General features: G+C 70.7%; 15 protein-coding genes and 1 tRNA gene. 12 read left to right on the top strand and 4 right to left on the bottom strand.

Going from position 1 to position 17,670, the window contains the following annotated elements:
* Positions 1-3: 3 nt before the first annotated feature.
* The gene (locus IM777_RS11530) at positions 4-1,977 is read right to left on the bottom strand and encodes a TPM domain-containing protein (RefSeq protein ID WP_194383451.1); all 1,974 of its coding nucleotides are present in this window, start codon (positions 1,975-1,977) and stop codon (positions 4-6) included.
* A 151-nt stretch (positions 1,978-2,128) separates the two neighbouring features.
* Here IM777_RS11530 and IM777_RS11525 point away from each other — a divergent pair, with 151 nt between their 5' ends.
* Genes IM777_RS11525 through IM777_RS11510 form a run of 4 tightly spaced genes read left to right on the top strand, consistent with a single transcriptional unit; the run spans position 2,129 to position 5,835 of the window.
* Positions 2,129-2,989, top strand: a complete 861-nt coding sequence (locus IM777_RS11525; RefSeq protein WP_194383450.1) for a DUF3097 domain-containing protein — start codon at positions 2,129-2,131, stop codon at positions 2,987-2,989.
* 9 nt (positions 2,990-2,998) lie between these two features.
* Positions 2,999-3,730, top strand: coding sequence for a tRNA (guanosine(46)-N7)-methyltransferase TrmB (trmB, locus tag IM777_RS11520; protein ID WP_194383449.1), 732 nt, complete (start codon positions 2,999-3,001; stop codon positions 3,728-3,730).
* Positions 3,731-3,737: 7 nt separating this feature from the next.
* Positions 3,738-4,607, top strand: a complete 870-nt coding sequence (locus IM777_RS11515) for a CPBP family intramembrane glutamic endopeptidase (RefSeq protein ID WP_194383448.1) — start codon at positions 3,738-3,740, stop codon at positions 4,605-4,607.
* Between the two features lie 49 nt (positions 4,608-4,656).
* On the top strand, positions 4,657-5,835 hold the full coding sequence (locus tag IM777_RS11510) for a sensor histidine kinase (RefSeq protein ID WP_194383447.1): 1,179 nt from the start codon (positions 4,657-4,659) through the stop codon (positions 5,833-5,835).
* A gap of 31 nt (positions 5,836-5,866) precedes the next feature.
* Here the strand turns inward: IM777_RS11510 and IM777_RS11505 are convergent.
* Both IM777_RS11505 and IM777_RS11500 read right to left on the bottom strand, forming a co-directional pair.
* Positions 5,867-5,942: transfer RNA gene (locus IM777_RS11505), tRNA-Arg, on the bottom strand.
* A 13-nt stretch (positions 5,943-5,955) separates the two neighbouring features.
* Positions 5,956-6,753 carry an SGNH/GDSL hydrolase family protein gene (locus IM777_RS11500; protein WP_228480778.1) on the bottom strand — a complete coding sequence of 266 codons (798 nt, stop codon included), beginning with the start codon at positions 6,751-6,753 and terminating at the stop codon, positions 5,956-5,958.
* 135 nt (positions 6,754-6,888) lie between these two features.
* On the opposite strand from IM777_RS11500, the gene IM777_RS11495 reads away from it, so the two are divergent.
* Genes IM777_RS11495 through IM777_RS11480 form a run of 4 tightly spaced genes read left to right on the top strand, consistent with a single transcriptional unit; the run spans position 6,889 to position 12,288 of the window.
* A complete protein-coding gene (locus IM777_RS11495; protein ID WP_194383446.1) occupies positions 6,889-8,898 on the top strand; it encodes a BCCT family transporter in 2,010 nt (669 codons plus the stop codon).
* A 49-nt stretch (positions 8,899-8,947) separates the two neighbouring features.
* Positions 8,948-9,757, top strand: coding sequence for a transglutaminase-like domain-containing protein (locus tag IM777_RS11490; RefSeq protein ID WP_194383445.1), 810 nt, complete (start codon positions 8,948-8,950; stop codon positions 9,755-9,757).
* A gap of 40 nt (positions 9,758-9,797) precedes the next feature.
* Positions 9,798-11,459 (top strand): arginine--tRNA ligase, encoded by a 1,662-nt coding sequence (locus tag IM777_RS11485; protein WP_194383444.1) that lies wholly within the window; start codon positions 9,798-9,800, stop codon positions 11,457-11,459.
* Positions 11,460-11,463: 4 nt separating this feature from the next.
* The gene (locus IM777_RS11480) at positions 11,464-12,288 is read left to right on the top strand and encodes an LmeA family phospholipid-binding protein (protein WP_083336589.1); all 825 of its coding nucleotides are present in this window, start codon (positions 11,464-11,466) and stop codon (positions 12,286-12,288) included.
* Positions 12,289-12,294: 6 nt separating this feature from the next.
* Here the strand turns inward: IM777_RS11480 and IM777_RS11475 are convergent, their stop codons facing one another.
* Positions 12,295-12,462, bottom strand: coding sequence for a hypothetical protein (locus IM777_RS11475; protein ID WP_194383443.1), 168 nt, complete (start codon positions 12,460-12,462; stop codon positions 12,295-12,297).
* A 396-nt stretch (positions 12,463-12,858) separates the two neighbouring features.
* On the opposite strand from IM777_RS11475, the gene lysA reads away from it, so the two are divergent.
* Genes lysA through thrB form a run of 4 tightly spaced genes read left to right on the top strand, consistent with a single transcriptional unit; the run spans position 12,859 to position 17,648 of the window.
* Positions 12,859-14,268 carry a diaminopimelate decarboxylase gene (lysA, locus tag IM777_RS11470; protein ID WP_194383442.1) on the top strand — a complete coding sequence of 470 codons (1,410 nt, stop codon included), beginning with the start codon at positions 12,859-12,861 and terminating at the stop codon, positions 14,266-14,268.
* Entirely contained in the window at positions 14,265-15,620 is a 1,356-nt protein-coding gene (locus IM777_RS11465; protein WP_194383441.1) for a homoserine dehydrogenase, read from the top strand. The genes lysA and IM777_RS11465 overlap by 4 nt, the downstream gene beginning before the upstream one ends.
* 1 nt (position 15,621) lies before the next feature.
* Positions 15,622-16,707, top strand: a complete 1,086-nt coding sequence (thrC, locus tag IM777_RS11460; protein ID WP_194383440.1) for a threonine synthase — start codon at positions 15,622-15,624, stop codon at positions 16,705-16,707.
* On the top strand, positions 16,704-17,648 hold the full coding sequence (gene thrB, locus IM777_RS11455) for a homoserine kinase (RefSeq protein ID WP_194383439.1): 945 nt from the start codon (positions 16,704-16,706) through the stop codon (positions 17,646-17,648). Before thrC ends, thrB begins: the two co-directional genes overlap by 4 nt.
* Positions 17,649-17,670 lie beyond the last annotated feature (22 nt).

The following is a 17,670-nucleotide window of genomic DNA, read 5'->3' as shown; positions in this document are numbered from 1 at the left end:
GGATCAGAAGCGGCCTCCGCCCCGTCGGCCGCGCGTGCCTCCACCGCCGAAGCTGGCGGGGCGGAAGCCGCCGCGTGAGGACCGCCCGCGTGAGCCGCCGCCGCGCGGGAAGCCGAAGCCGCCGCCGCGGCGACCGCCTGAGCCACCGCCGAGGAGCGAGTTGATGACGATACCGCCGAGCACGGCGCCCATCATGTCACCGCCACCCGAACGTGTGCTCTGCATCGAGCCGGAGAACGATCCGACGTCGGCCTGCGCGGAGCGAATCGCCTGGGCGGCCAGCTGATCCGCCCGCTGCGTGTGCGTGAGGGCCTGCGCCGGATCACTCGCCCGAAGCTGCTGCGCGCGAACGAGGGATGCGCCGGCCTCGGCGACCCGCGTGCGCGCCTGCGCGCCGACCGCGCCGCGCCGCGCCGTGATGAAATCCTCAGCGGCGGACATCTGCGCCTGCGCCTGCAGGATCTGCTGATCGAGCAGCTGTGCGGCGCGTCGCGCCCGCTCCTGCTCGTCGCGAACGGCCCGCACGGTGTCGTCGATCTGCGTGTTCGCGGCTTCGAGCGCCTGCAGCGTCATCAGCGGGCGCCTGTCGGTGCCGGTGAGCATGCCTCTGCCTCGGTCGATCTCGCCGCGCGTGGCGGCGATCACCGCGGCGATCCGGCCGTCGGGATCCGGGAGCGCGCTCGCGGTGGCGATGTCGTTCTCGAGGTCGGCGATCAGGTGGGATGCGCCGCGCTCGGCCTCGGCGAAATCGGCGGTGAGCTTGTGCACCGCCTGTTCGAGCAGCTCGGCCTGCCCGACGGCGTCTTCGGCCGCGCGGATCGACACCGCGGCGTCACCGCGCTCGCCGTCGGCGATGGCGGCGTCGGCGGCGGTGAGCTGCTCGTCGGCGAAGCTCAGCCGCTCGCGGGCCTGTGCGGGGTTGTCTGCGATCGTCGCGAGGGCGTCGGGGGCGTAGGAGGCCGTGAGCGATGTCAGCCGTGCGTCGGCCTCCTCGAGGGCGTCGGCGGCGCGCCGATGCGCATCGCGCGCTCGGGCGAGCGCCTCCGGCGCATCCTGCTCCAGGCGCCGCAGTTCGTCGAAGGCCTCGGCCTTGTCGTCGAGGCCGGCATCGGCCTGCGCGCACAGCTGGATGATCTGCTGGTTCCAGGCGCGCTTCTGCTCGTCGGAATCCGGCGTCTCGTCGTCGAGGCGCTGCCGGAGGGTGAAGGCCTTCTCGAGCAGGCGCCGGGCGGTCGAGAGCGCCTCGACGAATTCCGTGGTCGCCTTGTCACCGAACTGGGCACGCGCGAACCCGAGCTCCTGTTCGCTCGTCTTCAGGGCGTCGTCGGTCTGCACGAGGGCCGACGACGCCTCCCGCTCGAGATCGGCGAGGGGCACCACCGGGGGAGTCTTCGGGCGCCCGGCGGCGCTGTTCGCACGACGGTTCCGCACCACGAGCCAGATGAGCACCACGATCGACACCGCTGTGGCGACCAGGAGCACGATGACCCAGGGCGATATGCCGGAGTCCAGCTCCTCCTGCATGCCGTCGGCGGCGGTGACGACCGCGCCGGCGTAGTCGCCGTCGCGGAGGTCGGGAACGATGGACTCCTCGATGGCCGCGACCTGTTCGTCGGTGAGGGGGCCGGTGGTGTCGGCGGAGATGTAGTACTGCCGGCCGTCGACCGCGACGGCCAGCAGGTACTGCTGTGGTCCCAGGCCGTTGCCGGAAGCGACCTCGTCCGCCCAGGACTGCGCGTCGGCGGGATTGGTGAACTCGTCGACGAAGACGGCGTACAGGTCCACGCCGGTCGTGTCGTACAGCTCGCTCAGGCGGTCGAACAGGGCGGCTTCCTCGTCGTCGGAGAGCACGTCGACGGCGTCGACGATGTATCCCGAACCGAGCTCGACGGGGTCGGTGGCCGACGCGACCGAGGCGGTGCCGCCCAGAGCGAGGGCGGCGGCGAGCGCGAGCGCCCACGCTGATCGAGCACGCATCCGGCTTCCCCTCTCGGCCAGTCCCGGACCGAGTCTATGCAGGCGGCGACATGCGGCGGTAGATCGTGGGAGCCATCGGCCGCGCCGAGCGTGCCGCTGACCGGCGGGCGCGCATCGCGACGGTATTCTGACGCGCTGGTGAGGAGGACCGATGAACGGGGACGCCATCGACGATCGGTACGGGTCGGATGTGCTCGCTGACGGCTGGCGGGCGCGCACAGCGCCGAAGATCGCGCAGGTCGCGGCGGAGCTCGGCGTCGTCGTCGAAGTCGCCGGCGACGGCTTCTGCGGCGCGGTGACCGACGTCGCGCGGGGTCTCGTCGAACTCGAGGACCGCCACGGCCGACGTCGGCTGTTCCCACTCGGGGCGGGATTCCTCCTCGACGGCGTCGACGTGGTGCTCACCGTTCCGGCGCCGTCGCCCGAGCGGTCTCGCGCCCGCACCGCGTCCGGATCCTTCGCGGCGGCCGATCAGCGCGCCCGGGTGGCGCGCGCGAGTCGGATCCTCGTCGAGGGGCGACACGACGCCGAACTGGTCGAGAAGGTGTGGGGCGACGATCTTCGAGCCGAGGGCGTCGTGGTCGAGTACCTGCAGGGGGTGGATGTGCTGGCCGACGTCCTCGACGAGGAGCCGCCGTCGGACGGTCGCCGCTACGGCGTGCTGGTGGACCATCTCGTTCCCGGGTCGAAGGAGTCCCGTATCGCCGAGGCGGTCTCGCGCGGCTCGCACGGTGCGAACGTGCTGATCGTCGGGCATCCCTACGTCGATGTCTGGGAGTGCGTCACGCCGAAGGCGATGGGCATCCAGCAGTGGCCCCGGATCCCGCGCGGCGTCGACTACAAGGTGGGGATCTGCCGCGCGTTCGGCTGGCCGGCGCGTGATCAGGCCGATCTCGCCCGGGCGTGGCAGCGGATCCTCGGCCGCGTGCACACCTATCGCGACCTCGAACCGTCGCTGCTCGGCCGCGTCGAGGAGCTCATCGACTTCGTCACCGCCGATCGCGCCTCGTAGGCTGAGGGGATGACGGAACCCTCCCGCGGCTTCCGCGAACGTCCGGTGTCGTTCGTGCGGCGCAGCGGCCGCATGTCCGAGGCGCAGGAGCGCGCGTGGCGCGAGCTCTCCCCGCGCTTCGTGATCCCCGTCGCGCGCGACGTCGCGGCGACGAGCATCCTGCCCGGTTCGGCGATCGACCCCGGCGCCACGTTCGGCCGTTCGGCACGGCTCGTGGTCGAGATCGGTTCGGGTCAGGGTCACGCGATCGTCCACGCCGCCGCATCCGACCCCGCCACCGACTTTCTCGCCGTGGAGGTGTTCCGCGCGGGCCTGGCCCGCACCATGCTCGATGCCGACCGTGCCGGCATCGGCAACCTGCGTCTCGTCGAGGCGAACGCCCCCGAGGTCCTGCAGCACCTGCTTCCCGCCGGCTCGGTCGATGAGATCTGGATCTTCTTCCCCGACCCGTGGCACAAGAAGCGGCACACCAAGCGGCGCCTGCTCGCACCGGAGTTCCCGCCGGTGCTGGCAGCGGCGCTGCGTCCGGGCGGGGTGGTGCGGCTGGCGACCGACTGGGAGGACTACGCGCGGCAGATGCGCGAGGTGATGGATGCGGCGTCCGGTTTCGTCCGCGACTTCCCGGGGGAGTGGGCGGAGCGCTACGACGGTCGCGTGCTCACCGCCTTCGAGCGCAAGGGCACGCGCGTGGGTCGTGAGATCCGCGATCTCGCCTACCGTCGCGACGGCATCGGCGGCTGAGACGGCCATGCCGAACGCCGCCAGGTCCGCGATCGTGCGGGACCACCCGACCTCCACGTGGCATCTCGTCCCCGCACTGCTGGTGTGCCTGGCGGCCCCGGCGTTCTTCGTTCTCCTGCTGCCGTGGCTCGGCTGGGCGCTCCTGGCCGCCGGGCTCGCGTCCGGCTGGATGCTCACTCGGAAGACCGCCCGCCTCACGGAGCCGGATCGCCGCATCCCGTCGCTGGTGCGCGACCTCTCGCTCATCGCCGTCGGACTGCTGATCGTCAGCGCCATCCCGCTGAAGGCCGAACTCGACAACGCCGGCATGCTGCGTTTCACCGTCGCGCTCGGCGGCGCGGTGGTCGTGCCGTACCTCGTGTCGCGCTTCGTCTACCGCGACCGCGCGATCCGCTTCCCCTGGCGCGGCGGCGGCCGGTGGACGTGGTTCCAGTGGTCCTGGCTCGTGCTGGTGCTCGCGCTGGGCTGGCTCATCCTGCCCTTCTACTTCATCACCTCCGGTGTCTATCTCAACTGGCCGGTCGTCGACACCCCCGACCTCATCGCCCGTCTGTTCGTCGGCGTCGGCGCGGTCGGCATCTGGGACGAGCTGTTCTTCATCTGCACGTGCTTCGCGCTGCTGCTGCGTCACTTCCCGTTCTGGCAGGCGAACATGCTTCAGACGATCGTGTTCGTGTCGTTCCTGTGGGAGCTCGGCTATCAGGCATGGGGCCCCGTACTGACGATCCCGTTCGCGCTGCTGCAGGGATTCATCTTCGTCAAGACACGGTCGCTCGCCTACGTGGTCACCGTGCACCTGCTCTTCGACGCGGTGGTGTTCGGCGTGCTCGTGCACGCGCACAATCCGGGCCTGCTCGACGGGGTCTTCCTGGTCTGAGTCGGTCGGCTATCTTCTCAACAGAACTGACGCGAGACTGGGGAGCGCGATGTCGACGGTGCAGGATGTGACGCGACGCGAGATGATCGCGTCCTACGGCGTGGTCGGTGCACCGCCCGAGCCCGATCTCGAGGGGCTCGTGCAGCTCGCCGCGACCGTGTGCGGTGTCTCGACGGCTGTCATCAACATCATCGACGACCGCTTCCAGCATCAGATCGCGGCCGTCGGGTTCACCCCCGCCGTGTGCGCGCGAGAGGACTCCATGTGCGCGGTGGTGTTCCAGCATCCCGGTCATGTCGTGGTCCCCGACGCTCGCGAAGACGATCGCTTCCGCGACAATCCCTTCGTCACCGGCGAAATCGCCGACGTGCGCTTCTACGCCTCGAGCCCGCTCATCACCCCGCAGGGGATTCCGATCGGCACCCTGTGCGTTTTCGACGAGGAGGTGGGAGAGCTCGCGCCGGAGGACAGTCGGGCGCTGGCCCTTCTCGCCCACCAGGTGGTGGATGTGCTCGAGCTTCGTCGACTCACGCACGAACTCGGTCAGTCCAACGAACAGCTCGAGCGATTCGCCGGTCAGATCAGCCACGATCTGCGCAACCCGCTGATGGCGCTCGCCGGCTTCATCGAGCTCGCCGCCGACAGTCCCGAACTCGCCGGAGCCCCGCAGGCCGCGCGCGCCCTCTCGCGCGCGGAGTCCGCTGCCGAGCGCATGGGAGCGATGATCGGCGACCTGTACGCCTACGCTCGCCTGGGCGGTTCCCGACCGCGCCGCGAGCCGGTCGGTCTGGGCGACCTCATCGCCTCGGTCGGGGACGACCTCGACACGGCCCTCGCCGAGACGGGCGCACGTATCGAGGCGCACGTCGACGCATCACTGCACGGCGACCCGACGCTGCTCCGGGCGCTCCTGCAGAACCTCATCGCCAACGCGGTGAAATTCACCGCCGCGACCGGGATCACGCCGCGGGTGGTCATCCGCTCGCATCGGCTCACGGGCGGGTGGCGGCTCACCGTCGACGACAACGGTCCCGGTGTTCCCGCCGAGCGTCGCGAGGCGGTCTTCGAGCTCATGGACCGCGGCGGCGTCGACGACGTGCCGGGGCTCGGGATCGGGCTGTCGACGTGTCGTCGGATCGTCGAGGCCCACGGGGGCCGGATCGGGATCGACGAGGCCGAGACCGGCGGCGCGAGTGTCTGGATCGTGATCCCCGACACTGCGGAGTGATCCCGGCGTGGATCATCGCCGTGGGTGGAAGTGGTGCCCCCGACAGGAATCGAACCTGCGACCTTTGGTACCGGAAACCAACGCTCTATCCCCTGAGCTACGGAGGCGTGCCGATCGAGACTACCACCCTCCGAGGGGCGCCTCCGCCGACACCTCCGGCAGGGTGGACAGCGCCGCGAGGGAGGCGGCGAGCCGTTCGGCGAGGTAGGCGTGACCGGCGGTGGAAGGATGGTCGTTGCCCGCACCGGTGTCGATGACATCGAAGTAGTTCGCCGGCTGGATCCAGCCCTCCGCGATCGGGGAGACGTACCACCAGCCGCGCACGGATGCGAGGTCGGCCAGGTCGGCGTCGATCGCGGCCGTGGCCTCTTCGACGGGAAGCACCTGCGGGGCCGGCCCGAGCACGACCACGGAAGCCGCCGGGTAGGTGCTCGCCAGCGTCTCCCATGCCGCCGTGACCGCATCGCGGTATCCGTCAGGGTAGAGGCGGCGATCGTTGATCGACCCCTCGACGATGATCAGATCGGGGTCGAGAGCAGGATCCAGGTCCGCGATGCGCGTGCCGTAGTCAGGCCCGTCGATCCCCGCCTTGAGGTAGCCGCTGCCGCGCACGCCGTCGACGGTCGCCTGCCAGCCGAGGGCGTCGGAGACGACGTAGGCGAAGCCGAGCGTCGGCACCTCGGCGGCGGAGCCGTAGACCCACGAATCGCCGAAGATCAGCACGGTGGGGGAGTCCGGGATCGTCAGGGGCGCGACCGCGGTGGCGGCGCCGACGGCCCCTTCCTCCGACGCCTCGACCGAGGAGGCGGTGCCCCACGGGCGCCACGCGGCGACGAGCGAGACGAGCATCACCGCCAGCGCGACCGCGAGCACCGTCAGGGGAAGACGGCGCTGGGGCGTCGGGTCGCTCGCGCGCATACATAGAGGGTAAACGGGTCCGCGTCCAATCCGCTTCTTCAGCCGAAAACGCGCTCCGATCTCGCTAACGTGGCTGGCACACAGCGTCGATGCGGCCGCCGGGTCGCGTGCGCACGACCCGGGAGACCGATCGATATGACCAGTCCGACGAACAACGGCAGCCACGACGATCCGCCCGCACGCGGCACGTCGAAAGGGGGCAGGGTCGACGGCGTGAAGCGCGTCATCGACGAGGTGACGACCCCCGGCCTCGTGCACCCCGCCCTCATTCCGGGCATCGGCGTCGAGAAGACGGGGCGCGTGTTCCCCATGAACTGGGGCGTCTTCATCTTCGCCGCTGTCGTCGCCGTCGGCGTGATCACCTGGGCCTTCGCCGCGCCCGACAGCATCAGCACGGTCGGCGGCGCCGCGCTCGGCTGGGTGAGCACCAACTTCGGATGGCTCTTCTCCGCCCTGGCGATCGTCGTCATCCTCTACATGCTCGTCGTGGGCTACGGCCGCAGCGGCGGCGTGCGACTCGGATCCGACGACGAGCAGCCGGAGTTCTCCACGACCTCGTGGATCGCGATGCTCTTCTCCGCCGGCATCGGGATCGGGCTGCTGTTCTACGGGCCGTACGAGCCGCTCCTGTTCTTCCTCGACCCGCCCAGCGGGTTCGACGTGGCCCCCGAGTCGGCTGCGGCGATGAAGACGGCGATGGCGCAGGCGATGCTCCATTGGGGTCCGATCGCGTGGGCGTTCTACGCCCTCGTCGGCGGCGCGATCGCCTACAGCGCCTACCGGCGTGGCCGCGCGCCCCTCATCTCCGCGATCTTCGAGCCCATCTTCGGCAAGCGCACGGCGGGCCCCCTCGGGGCGACCATCGACGTCTTCGCGATCATCGTGACGCTGTTCGGCACGGCCATCTCCCTCGGCATCGGGGTGCTCCAGATCGGCCGCGGATTCGAGGTCGTCACCGGCATCGGCCCGGTGGGAAACACGTTCCTCATCAGCGCCATCGCGATCCTCGCGGCACTGTTCATCATCTCTGCCGTCTCGGGCATCAAGCGCGGCATCCGGCTGCTGTCGAACATCAACATGGTGCTTGCCGGCCTGCTCGCGGTGTTCGTCTTCATCGTGGGGCCAACGGTGTTCCTGTTGAACTTCCTGCCGGCCGCCGCCGTCGAGTTCTTCGACGAACTCGGCGTGATGCTCTCGCGCAGCGCCAATGACGGCGAGGACGCCGCCGCCTTCATGTCGAGCTGGACCACTTACTACTGGGCGTGGTGGGTCTCGTGGACGCCCTTCGTCGGGATGTTCATCGCGAAGATCTCCCGCGGCCGCACCCTTCGTGAGTTCGTGACCGTCGTGATCATCGTGCCGTCGGCGGTCTGCCTCACGTGGTTCGTCATCTTCGGCGGCACGTCGATGTTCCAGCAAGCCTCGGGCGTGCCGCTCGGCGACGCCGCCGGTGGCGAAGAGGTGCTCTTCGGCGTGCTGAACGAACTGCCGTTCGGCCTGATCACCAGCGTTCTCGCGATGGTCTCGATCGTGATCTTCTTCGTGACCTCCGCCGACTCCGCCTCGATCGTCATGGGGTCGATGTCGCAGCACGGCCGTCCCGAGCCGTCGTCGTGGGTCACCATCCTGTGGGGTTCCCTTCTCGCGCTCGTGGCGGCGTCGCTGCTGCTCGCGGGCGGTCAGGATGCCCTGTCGGGCCTGCAGTCGATCATGGTCGTCTCGGCGCTCCCGTTCTCGTTCGTCGTGATCGGCATCATGATCGCGTGGGCGAAGGACCTGCGCACCGATCCCTACGTCCTGCGAGGGAAGTACGCGCGGGCGGCGATCCAGGAGGGTGTGCGGAAGGGCATCGCCGACCACGGCGACGACTTCGTGTTCGGCACCAGCGAGGTGCCCGCCGGAGACGGCGCGGGCGCGTGGCTCGACTCCGAGGATCCGGCGCTGACGGAGTGGTACGTCGAGGCGGCGACCGGTCCGATCGGCACCGTGACCGCTGAGGACGTCCGGCGCACGCTCGATCCCGGCCACATCCAGCACAAGGGCCCCGACCGGCCCGATCACGCCGCGTCGGGGGACAACGCGCTGACGGTGAATGAGGATCGCCGTGCGCACCGCCGTGCGCGCGAGGAGGCGTCCGAGGACTGAGTCGCCCGGATCGCACCGGGGTGTCTTCGCGACGTGCGAGGATACTCCGGTGCAACGCCAGGTGACCGCCGAACTCGACCTCGAACTCGGGTCCTCCGTCGACCTGATCCTGCAGATCACCGCCGCTCAGGGCGTGCCCGTGATCAGCGAGGATCTGACCTTCACGCAGGGCGATCGGGTGTACACGCCGACCGAGATCGTCGACCACGTCGGCAGCCGACTGCATCGGCTCACCGGCGAGGCGGGACGCCTCGAGGTGCGCTACGACGCGACGATCGATGCGGGTGTCTCGTCGCGCTCGACGAGCGACATCGAGACCATCAGCTACCTGCGTCCGAGCCGCTACTGCCAGTCTGACGAGGTCTTCTCCCAGGCACGACGGCAGTTCCGCGGGCTGGCGGGGCTCGAGCTCATCGGCGCCGTCGCCGATTTCGTCGCCGCCAGCACCACCTACACGCCGGGACTCAGCCAGGGCACCGACTCCGCCGTCACGACCCTCATGACCGGCCAGGGCGTCTGCCGCGACTACGCGCACGTCGTCATCGCCCTCCTGCGCGCGATGGACATGCCCGCCCGCTATGCGGCCTGCTTCGCGCCGGGGCTGGAGCCGATGGATTTCCACGCCGTCGCCGAGGCGTACCACGACGGTCTCTGGTACGTCGTCGACGCGACTCGCCTCGCGGACCGGCGCTCCCTGGTGCGCATCGCCACCGGGCGGGATGCCGCCGACTGCGCATTCCTCAGCTTCCACGGCGGCAACGTCGGGCTCTCGCGCCTTCACGTCGACGCCTGGAACCTCGACCCGGTCCCCGCGCTGGGTGCGCCGGACGACTTCCTGACGCCGGTGCATCTGGGCTGACACCGGTCTCGCGACGGCGGAATCGTAGGATGGAGACCCTATGGATCCCGAAGCCCTCTCCGCCGCACTGCTGTCCGTCGTCGTTCCCCTCGCGCAGGAGCGACGGGGCGGCGATGTCGAGGGCCTGGACCTCGCCGACTTTCCGCTCGAGCGCCCGCGCAACCGCGACCACGGCGACTGGGCGTCCAACGCCGCGCTGAAGCTCGCGAAGAGATTCGGGATGCCGCCGCGCGACCTCGCCGCGGCGATCGCGGAGCGGCTGCGCGAGGTCGACGGGATCGCGAGCGTCGACGTGGCCGGCCCCGGCTTCATCAACATCCGGCTGGACGCCGCGGCCGCGGGCGCCCTCGCCAAGACGATCGTCGATGCGGGTGCCGCGTTCGGGTCGAACGACACCCAGCGCGGCAACACCATCAACCTCGAGTTCGTCAGTGCGAACCCCACGGGCCCGATGCACATCGGGCACACGCGATGGGCGGCACTCGGTGACGCGATCGCCCGCCTGCTGCTGGCCAGCGGCGCCACCCTCGCCCGCGAGTTCTACATCAACGACGCCGGCGCCCAGATGGACCGCTTCGGGCGGTCGGTGCTGGCCGCGGCGAAGGGCGAACCGACACCCGAAGACGGATACGCCGGGGCGTACATCGCGGAACTGGCACGTCGCGTGCTCGTTGAGCATCCCGACCTGCTCGAAGCCGACGACGCCGAGCGCATCGCCCGCGACACCGCGTACCGCTTCCAGCTGGGCGAGCTGCAGTCGTCGCTGGAGAAGTTCAACGTGCACTTCGACGTGTGGTTCTCCGAGCGCGTCCTGCACGCCCGCGGCGTCGACGGGGCGCCGAGCCTCGTCGACGAAGCCGTCGACCGGCTGCGCGAACAGGGCCACGTGTTCGACGAGGATGACGCCGTCTGGGTGCGCACCACGGACTTCGGTGACGACAAGGACCGCGTCATCCGGCGATCCAACGGCGAGTACACCTACTTCGCGGCCGACGCGGCCTACTACCTGAACAAGGGCGACCGCGGCTTCGCGCACAAGATCTATCTGCTCGGAGCAGATCACCACGGCTACGTCCATCGCCTCAAGGCGCTCGCGGGCGCGGCGGGCGACGATCCGGAGACGGACATCGAGGTGCTGATCGGACAGCTGGTGTCGGTCAACGGTGCCAAGCTCAGCAAGCGCGCGGGCAACATCATCGAGCTCGACGACCTGCGCGACTGGCTCGGCACCGACGCCCTGCGGTACTCGCTGGCCAGATACCCCGCCGACTCGCCGCTGACGCTCGATCCCGAGATCCTGCAGCGGCGCACCAACGACAACCCGGTCTTCTACGTGCAGTATGCGCACGCCCGCACCCACAACGTCTCCCGGAATGCGCACGCGTCGGGCGTGGACCGGTCCGCGTTCGCGCCGGAGCTTCTCGGCCACGAGACCGAGAGCGCGCTCCTGGGGGCCCTGCAGGAGTTCCCGCGCCTGGTCGCGTTCGCCGCCGAGGTGCGCGAGCCGCACCGCATCGCCCGATACCTCGAAGAGCTCGCCGGCCTGTACCACCGGTGGTACGACACGTGCCGCGTGATCCCGCTCGGCGACGATCCCGTCGGCGACCTGCACCGCACCCGACTGTGGCTGAACGACGCGACCGGCCAGGTGCTGCGAAACGGCCTCGACCTCCTCGGCGTGAGCGCGCCGGAACGGATGTGACGACATGGCCTCCGGCGACACCCAGCCCACCGAGCCGCTGCCGGAGGGGATGATCACGGGCGAGCCGCCCGTCCGCCGCCGTCGCCGGGTCTGGCCGTGGATCGTCGCGCTCGCCGTGGTCCTCGTGCTCGCGGTCGCCGCCGCCATCGCGGGGGAGTGGATCGCTCGCGAGGCGGTGACCCGCACCGTTCGCGCTCAGGTCGCCGAGGCGCTGGATGTGCCCGCCGATCAGGCGATCGAGGTCGGGGTCGCGGGCCTCGTGCTGCCGCAGCTGATCTCCGGCACGCTCGATGAGCTCACGATCTCCGGCGACGACCTCCCCTTGGGGCCGCTGTCGGGGGATGTCGTGGTGGTCGCTGAAGACGTGCCCGTGCGCGGCGACGATCCGGCCGGAGCGATCGACGCGGAGCTGGTGCTCGACGGGGCGCAGGTCGCCGGTCTGCTGAGCGGTCTCGAAGGCTTCCCGGATGCGGAGGTGACCCTCGACGAGCCGAACGTGCGCCTGGACACCGTGTTCGACGTGTTCGGTCTCGAGATCCCCGTCGCGGTCAGCCTGACGCCCTCCGCGGAGCAGGGTGCGATCGTGCTCGCGCCGGCGGGGATCGAGGTCGCCGGGGCCGAGCTCACCGCCGACCAGGTGCGGAACCAGTTCGGCCTCATCGCCTCGGCGGTGCTGCAGGACTGGACGATCTGCGTCGCCGAGTACCTGCCGGCGGGCGTCGCACTCGAGGAGATCGCCGTCGTCGGAGACCGGATCGTCGCCGACGCCGCTGTCGACGGCGCCATCATCTCCGACGCGACGCTGCAGGAGCCGGGTACCTGCAGCTGAGCGCCCTCACGCGGCGCGTCTGACGGCCAGGTACAGATCGACCATGTCGTCACCGTGCGCAGCGCGCATCGTCGCACTCGCGTCGAGCAGATCCAGCGCTCCGGCCAACGTCTTCGGCAGGGTGTCGAGTCCGATGGCGTCACGGTCCCCTTGCGTGAGCGTCGACGAGCGCACCCGGGGAGGGCGCGTCGTCCGGCCATCGGACGTCGGCGGGCATCCACACCCACCCGTCACCGATGTCGGCGGCGCCGGCCGCGTCGGGGCGTAGCCGCACATCGCCCACCACCGGATCCCGGCCCACGGCGGCCATTGCCCCGTCGCGACGCGATCGCGTCCACCGTGCTGAGCATCCGAGAAACACCTTTCGCCCCGACAAACACCGCAATGCGTGCTTTCTCGCGCCGTCACGTGTTTCTCGCTGCATTGGGCACGCGAGCGGGTGGGCGCGCGGCGGATCGTCACACGACGGGGCGAGGCCGGGCCGTGCCCTAAACTGCAAGCATCGACGTCGCCCTGGCCGCCCGATCCGGCGCCGGCGCATTCCCCGAACCACCGATTGGCTCTTCACCCGTGTCCGCCACGCCTGACCCGACCACCGCACCCGTCGTCCCGGCCGACGTGAACGCGCTGTCCGAGAAGGTGTGGCCGCCGGACGCCCGGCGAGCCGAAGACGGCTCCCTCACCCTCGGTGGCGTTCCGGTCGCCGATCTTCGACACCGCTTCGGCACGCCGCTGTACGTGATCGACGAGATCGCCGTGCGCAACCGCGCCCGCGAGGTGCGGGAGGCGTTCGATGCGGCCGCCGTGCGCCACGGCACGCGCGCCACGGTGTACTACGCGGGCAAGGCCTTCCTGTGCACCGAGGCGGTGCGCTGGGTGACGGCCGAGGGGCTGAACGTCGACGTCGCCACCGGCGGAGAGCTCGCCGTCGCGCTGGCGGCCGGCACCGACCCGGCACGGCTGGGACTGCACGGCAACAACAAGTCCGAGATCGAACTCACCCGCGCCGTGACCGCGGGCGTCGGAACCGTCGTCGTCGACAGCGGAATCGAGATCGAGCGCCTCGCGTCGATCGCGGCGGGGCATGGCGTCGTGCAGAACGTGGCCGTGCGCGTCAACAGCGGCGTTCACGCCGAGACGCATGACTTCCTCGCCACCGCGCACGAGGACCAGAAGTTCGGTTTCACCCTGTCCGCCGCCGAAGCCGCCGTCGGGCGCATCCGTGAGCTGCCGTCCCTTCGCTTCACGGGGCTTCACTGCCATATCGGCTCGCAGATCTTCGGAGCCGCCGGTTTCGCAGAGTCCGCCTCCCGCGTCATCGGCCTGCACGCACGACTGCTGCGCGACGGCGAGGAGCTCACCGTGAACCTCGGCGGCGGATTCGGCATCGCCTACACCGACGCCGACGAGCCCACGCCCATCGCGGATCTCGCGGACGAGATCATCGCGGCCGTCGCCGAGCAGTGCGCCGACCGGGGCATCCCCGTCCCGCCCCTCGCCTTCGAACCGGGCCGCGCGATCGTCGGCCGCGCCGGCGTCACCCTGTACGAGGTGGGAACCGTCAAGCCGGTGGCGGTCGGTGACGACCTGGAGCGGGTCTACGTGAGCGTCGACGGCGGCATGAGCGACAACGCCCGTCCGGCCCTGTACGGCGCCGCCTACTCCGCACGCCTCGCCTCGCGTCGCAGCGACGCCGCCCCGGCGCTCGCGCGTGTGGTCGGCAAGCACTGCGAAGCGGGCGACATCGTCGTCGACGCCGAGTGGCTGCCCGGGGACGTGACCGCCGGAGACCTGCTCGCCGTGCCCGCCACCGGCGCCTACTGCTTCTCGCTGTCGAGCACCTACAACTACGTTCCGCGCCCTCCCGTGATCGCCGTCGGCGACGGCGCTGCGCGAGTGATCGTGCGCGGCGAGACCATCGACGACCTCCTCGCCCGAGACGCCGGCATGCCGGTGGCCACTACGGAAGGGAACGAATGACCGATTACCGCCGATTGAGGGTGGCGCTGCTGGGCGCCGGAGCCGTCGGATCGCAGGTCGCCGCGCTGCTGCGTCAGCACGGCGACGAGCTCGCCGACCGCGCCGGTGCACGCATCGAGCTGGTCGGGATCGCCGTGCGCGACCCCGACGCCCCGCGCGACACCGAGCTGCCCCGTGAGCTGCTGACGACCGATCCGGAGCCCCTGCTGGTCGGATCCGACATCGTCATCGAGCTGATGGGCGGCATCGAGCCGGCGCGCACGCAGCTGCTGGCCGCGATCAATGCCGGCGCAGACGTCGTCACGGCGAACAAGGCGCTGCTGGCCACCCACGGTCCCGAGCTGTTCGACGCAGCCGATCAGGTGGGAGCCTCGGTCTACTACGAAGCCGCCGCGGCGGGGGCGATCCCCATCATCCGGCCGCTGCGCGACTCCCTCGCCGGTGACCGCGTGCAGCGCATCATGGGCATCGTCAACGGCACGACGAACTACATCCTCGACCGGATGGACCGCGAGGGCGCCGACTTCGCCGATGTGCTCGCCGACGCTCAGCGGCTGGGCTACGCCGAGGCGGATCCGACCGCCGACGTCGAGGGCTACGACGCCGCACAGAAGGCCGCGATCCTCGCGAGCCTGGCCTTCCACACCGCCGTCCCGCTGGACGCTGTGCACCGCGAGGGCATCACCCACATCGACAAGCAGATGATGGATGCCGCGCGCAGCGCCGGCTTCGTGATCAAGCTGCTGGCGGTGTGCGAGCGGCTCGTCGGCGGCGCCGAGGACGGCGGCGACGCCATCTCGGTGCGCGTGTATCCGGCCCTCGTCGACCGGGAGCACCCGCTGGCGAGCGTGCACGGAGCCAACAACGCTGTCTTCGTGCAGGCCGAAGCCGCCGGGAACCTCATGTTCTACGGCGCCGGGGCCGGCGGCGTGCAGACCGCGTCCGCGGTGCTCGGCGACGTCGTCTCCGCGGCGCGGCGCCACATCGCCGGGGGCGTCGGCGTCGGCGAGTCCACCCGTGCGAACCTGCCGGTGGTGCCCATCGGCCAGATGACCACCCGCTACCAGATCACCCTCGAGGTGAACGACCAGCCCGGCGTGCTCGCCACGGTCGCGGGCCTGCTCAGCGACGGGCGCGTGTCGATCGCGACGGTCGAGCAGACGCCGGCCGGCGACGGCGACACCGCCGTGGTCCCCACCGGTGAGGCGGCGTACCGCGAGACCGGCACGGCGCGGCTGGTCATCGGCACGCACACGGCACGAGAACAAGACCTCAGCGAGACCGTCGAGCGTCTCGCCTCGAGCGGGGTCGTCGAACGCGTGGTCTCGGTGCTGCGCGTGGAAGGAGACTGAGATGGCACACGTCTGGCGCGGAGTCCTCCGCGAGTATGCCGACCGGCTCGGCGTCACCGACGCCTCGACCGTGGTCACCCTCGGCGAGGGCGGAACGCCGCTGCTGCCCGCCCCGGCGCTGTCGCGCCGCACCGGCACCGACGTCTGGGTGAAGTACGAGGGCATGAACCCGACCGGCTCCTTCAAGGACCGCGGGATGACCGTCGCGCTCTCGCGCGCCGTCGAGCACGGCGCGAAGGCCGTCATCTGCGCGTCCACCGGCAACACGTCGGCGTCCGCGGCCGCGTACGCCGCGCACGCCGGCATCACCGCGGCGGTGCTGGTGCCCGAGGGCAAGATCGCCATGGGCAAGCTCAGCCAGGCCGTCGCGCACAACGGCCGCCTCATCCAGATCCGCGGCAACTTCGACGACTGCCTCGAGATCGCGCGGGAGCTCGCCGACCACTACCCGGTGCACCTGGTCAACAGCGTCAATCCCGATCGCATCGAGGGTCAGAAGACCGCGGCCTACGAGATCGTCGAGACGCTCGGCGACGCGCCCGACTTCCACTTCATCCCCGTCGGCAACGCCGGCAACTACACCGCCTACTCCCGCGGCTACCGCGAAGAGGCCGAGCGCGGCGCCGCCACACGCGTGCCGCGCATGTTCGGCTTCCAGGCGGCCGGCAGCGCGCCCCTCGTCCGCGGCGAGGTCGTGAAGAACCCCGATACGATCGCCAGCGCCATCCGCATCGGCAACCCCGCGTCGTGGGATCTCGCCCTCGAGGCGCGGGAGGCGACCGACGGCTGGTTCGGCGCGATCGACGACGACCGCATCCTCGCCGCACAGAAGCTGCTGGCGGGCGAGGTGGGCATCTTCGTCGAGCCGGCCTCGGCGATCAGCGTGGCCGGGCTGCTGGACCGTGTCGACCAGGGTGTCGTACCCGCGGGGTCGCGCGTCGTGCTCACGGTCACCGGCCACGGCCTGAAGGACCCGCAGTGGGCCCTCCGCAACGCCGACGGCACGCAGGTGGAGCCCACCGTCGTCGACGCGACCACGTCCGAGGTCGCCTCGGTGCTGGATCTCGTGCCGGAGGCCTCGGCGTGACCACACCCGACGGGTCGCGCTCCGTCGTGGTGCGCGTGCCGGCGACCAGTGCCAACCTGGGTCCCGGCTTCGACACGCTCGGCCTCGCGCTGAGCGTGTACGACGAACTCGTGGTGGACCAGCTCGACACCGACGCGATCGAGATCGAGGTCGAGGGCGAGGGTGGAGCCGAAGTGCCCCGCGACGAGTCCCACCTCGTCATCCGCTCGATGCGCTACGCGTACGAGGCCATGGGGCGACGGATGCCCGGCGTGCGCCTGCGGGCCCGGAACGTCATCCCGCACGGCCGGGGGATGGGATCCTCCGGTGCCGCCGTCGTCGCGGGGCTGCTGGCGGCGAAGGGCCTTCTCACCGGAGACGTCGAGATCGGCGAGAACACGCTGCTGCGCCTCGCGACCGAGCTGGAGGGGCACCCCGACAACGTCGCCCCCGCGCTCTTCGGCGGCCTCACCATCGCGTGGATGGACGAGGGGGTCCCCGAGCACAAGAAGCTCCTCGTGCACCGCGGGGTCGCACCTCTCGTGCTCGTGCCGGAATTCACGATGTCCACGAGCGTGGCCAGGAGTCTGCAGCCCCTGCAGGTGCCGCGCGAGGACGCCGTCTTCAACGTCTCGCGCTCCGCCCTCCTCATCGCCGCGCTCACGCAGAGCCCCGAACTGCTGCTGGCGGCCACCGAGGACAAGCTGCACCAGAACTACCGTGCCCAGGCGATGCCCGAGACCGATCGACTGGTGCGCGCGCTCCGCGCGGACGGCTTCGCCGCCGTCGTGTCGGGAGCCGGGCCCAGCGTGCTCGTGCTCGCCGACGGTCCGGGCCGGCGGCTCGAGGCGGCGGCCCTGGCAGCCGACGCGGTCGACACCCCGTGGGATGCGCGGATGCTCGCCGTGGATTTCAAGGGTGGTACAGTGAGGAACAACGCGGAGGGTTCCACGTCATCGTGAATCTGGCCTCCGTCGCATTTCT

Origin of the sequence: Microbacterium luteum (genome assembly GCF_015277875.1) — a bacterium.
Lineage (GTDB): Bacteria > Actinomycetota > Actinomycetes > Actinomycetales > Microbacteriaceae > Microbacterium > Microbacterium luteum.
This window is presented reverse-complemented; position numbering and strand designations above follow the sequence as displayed.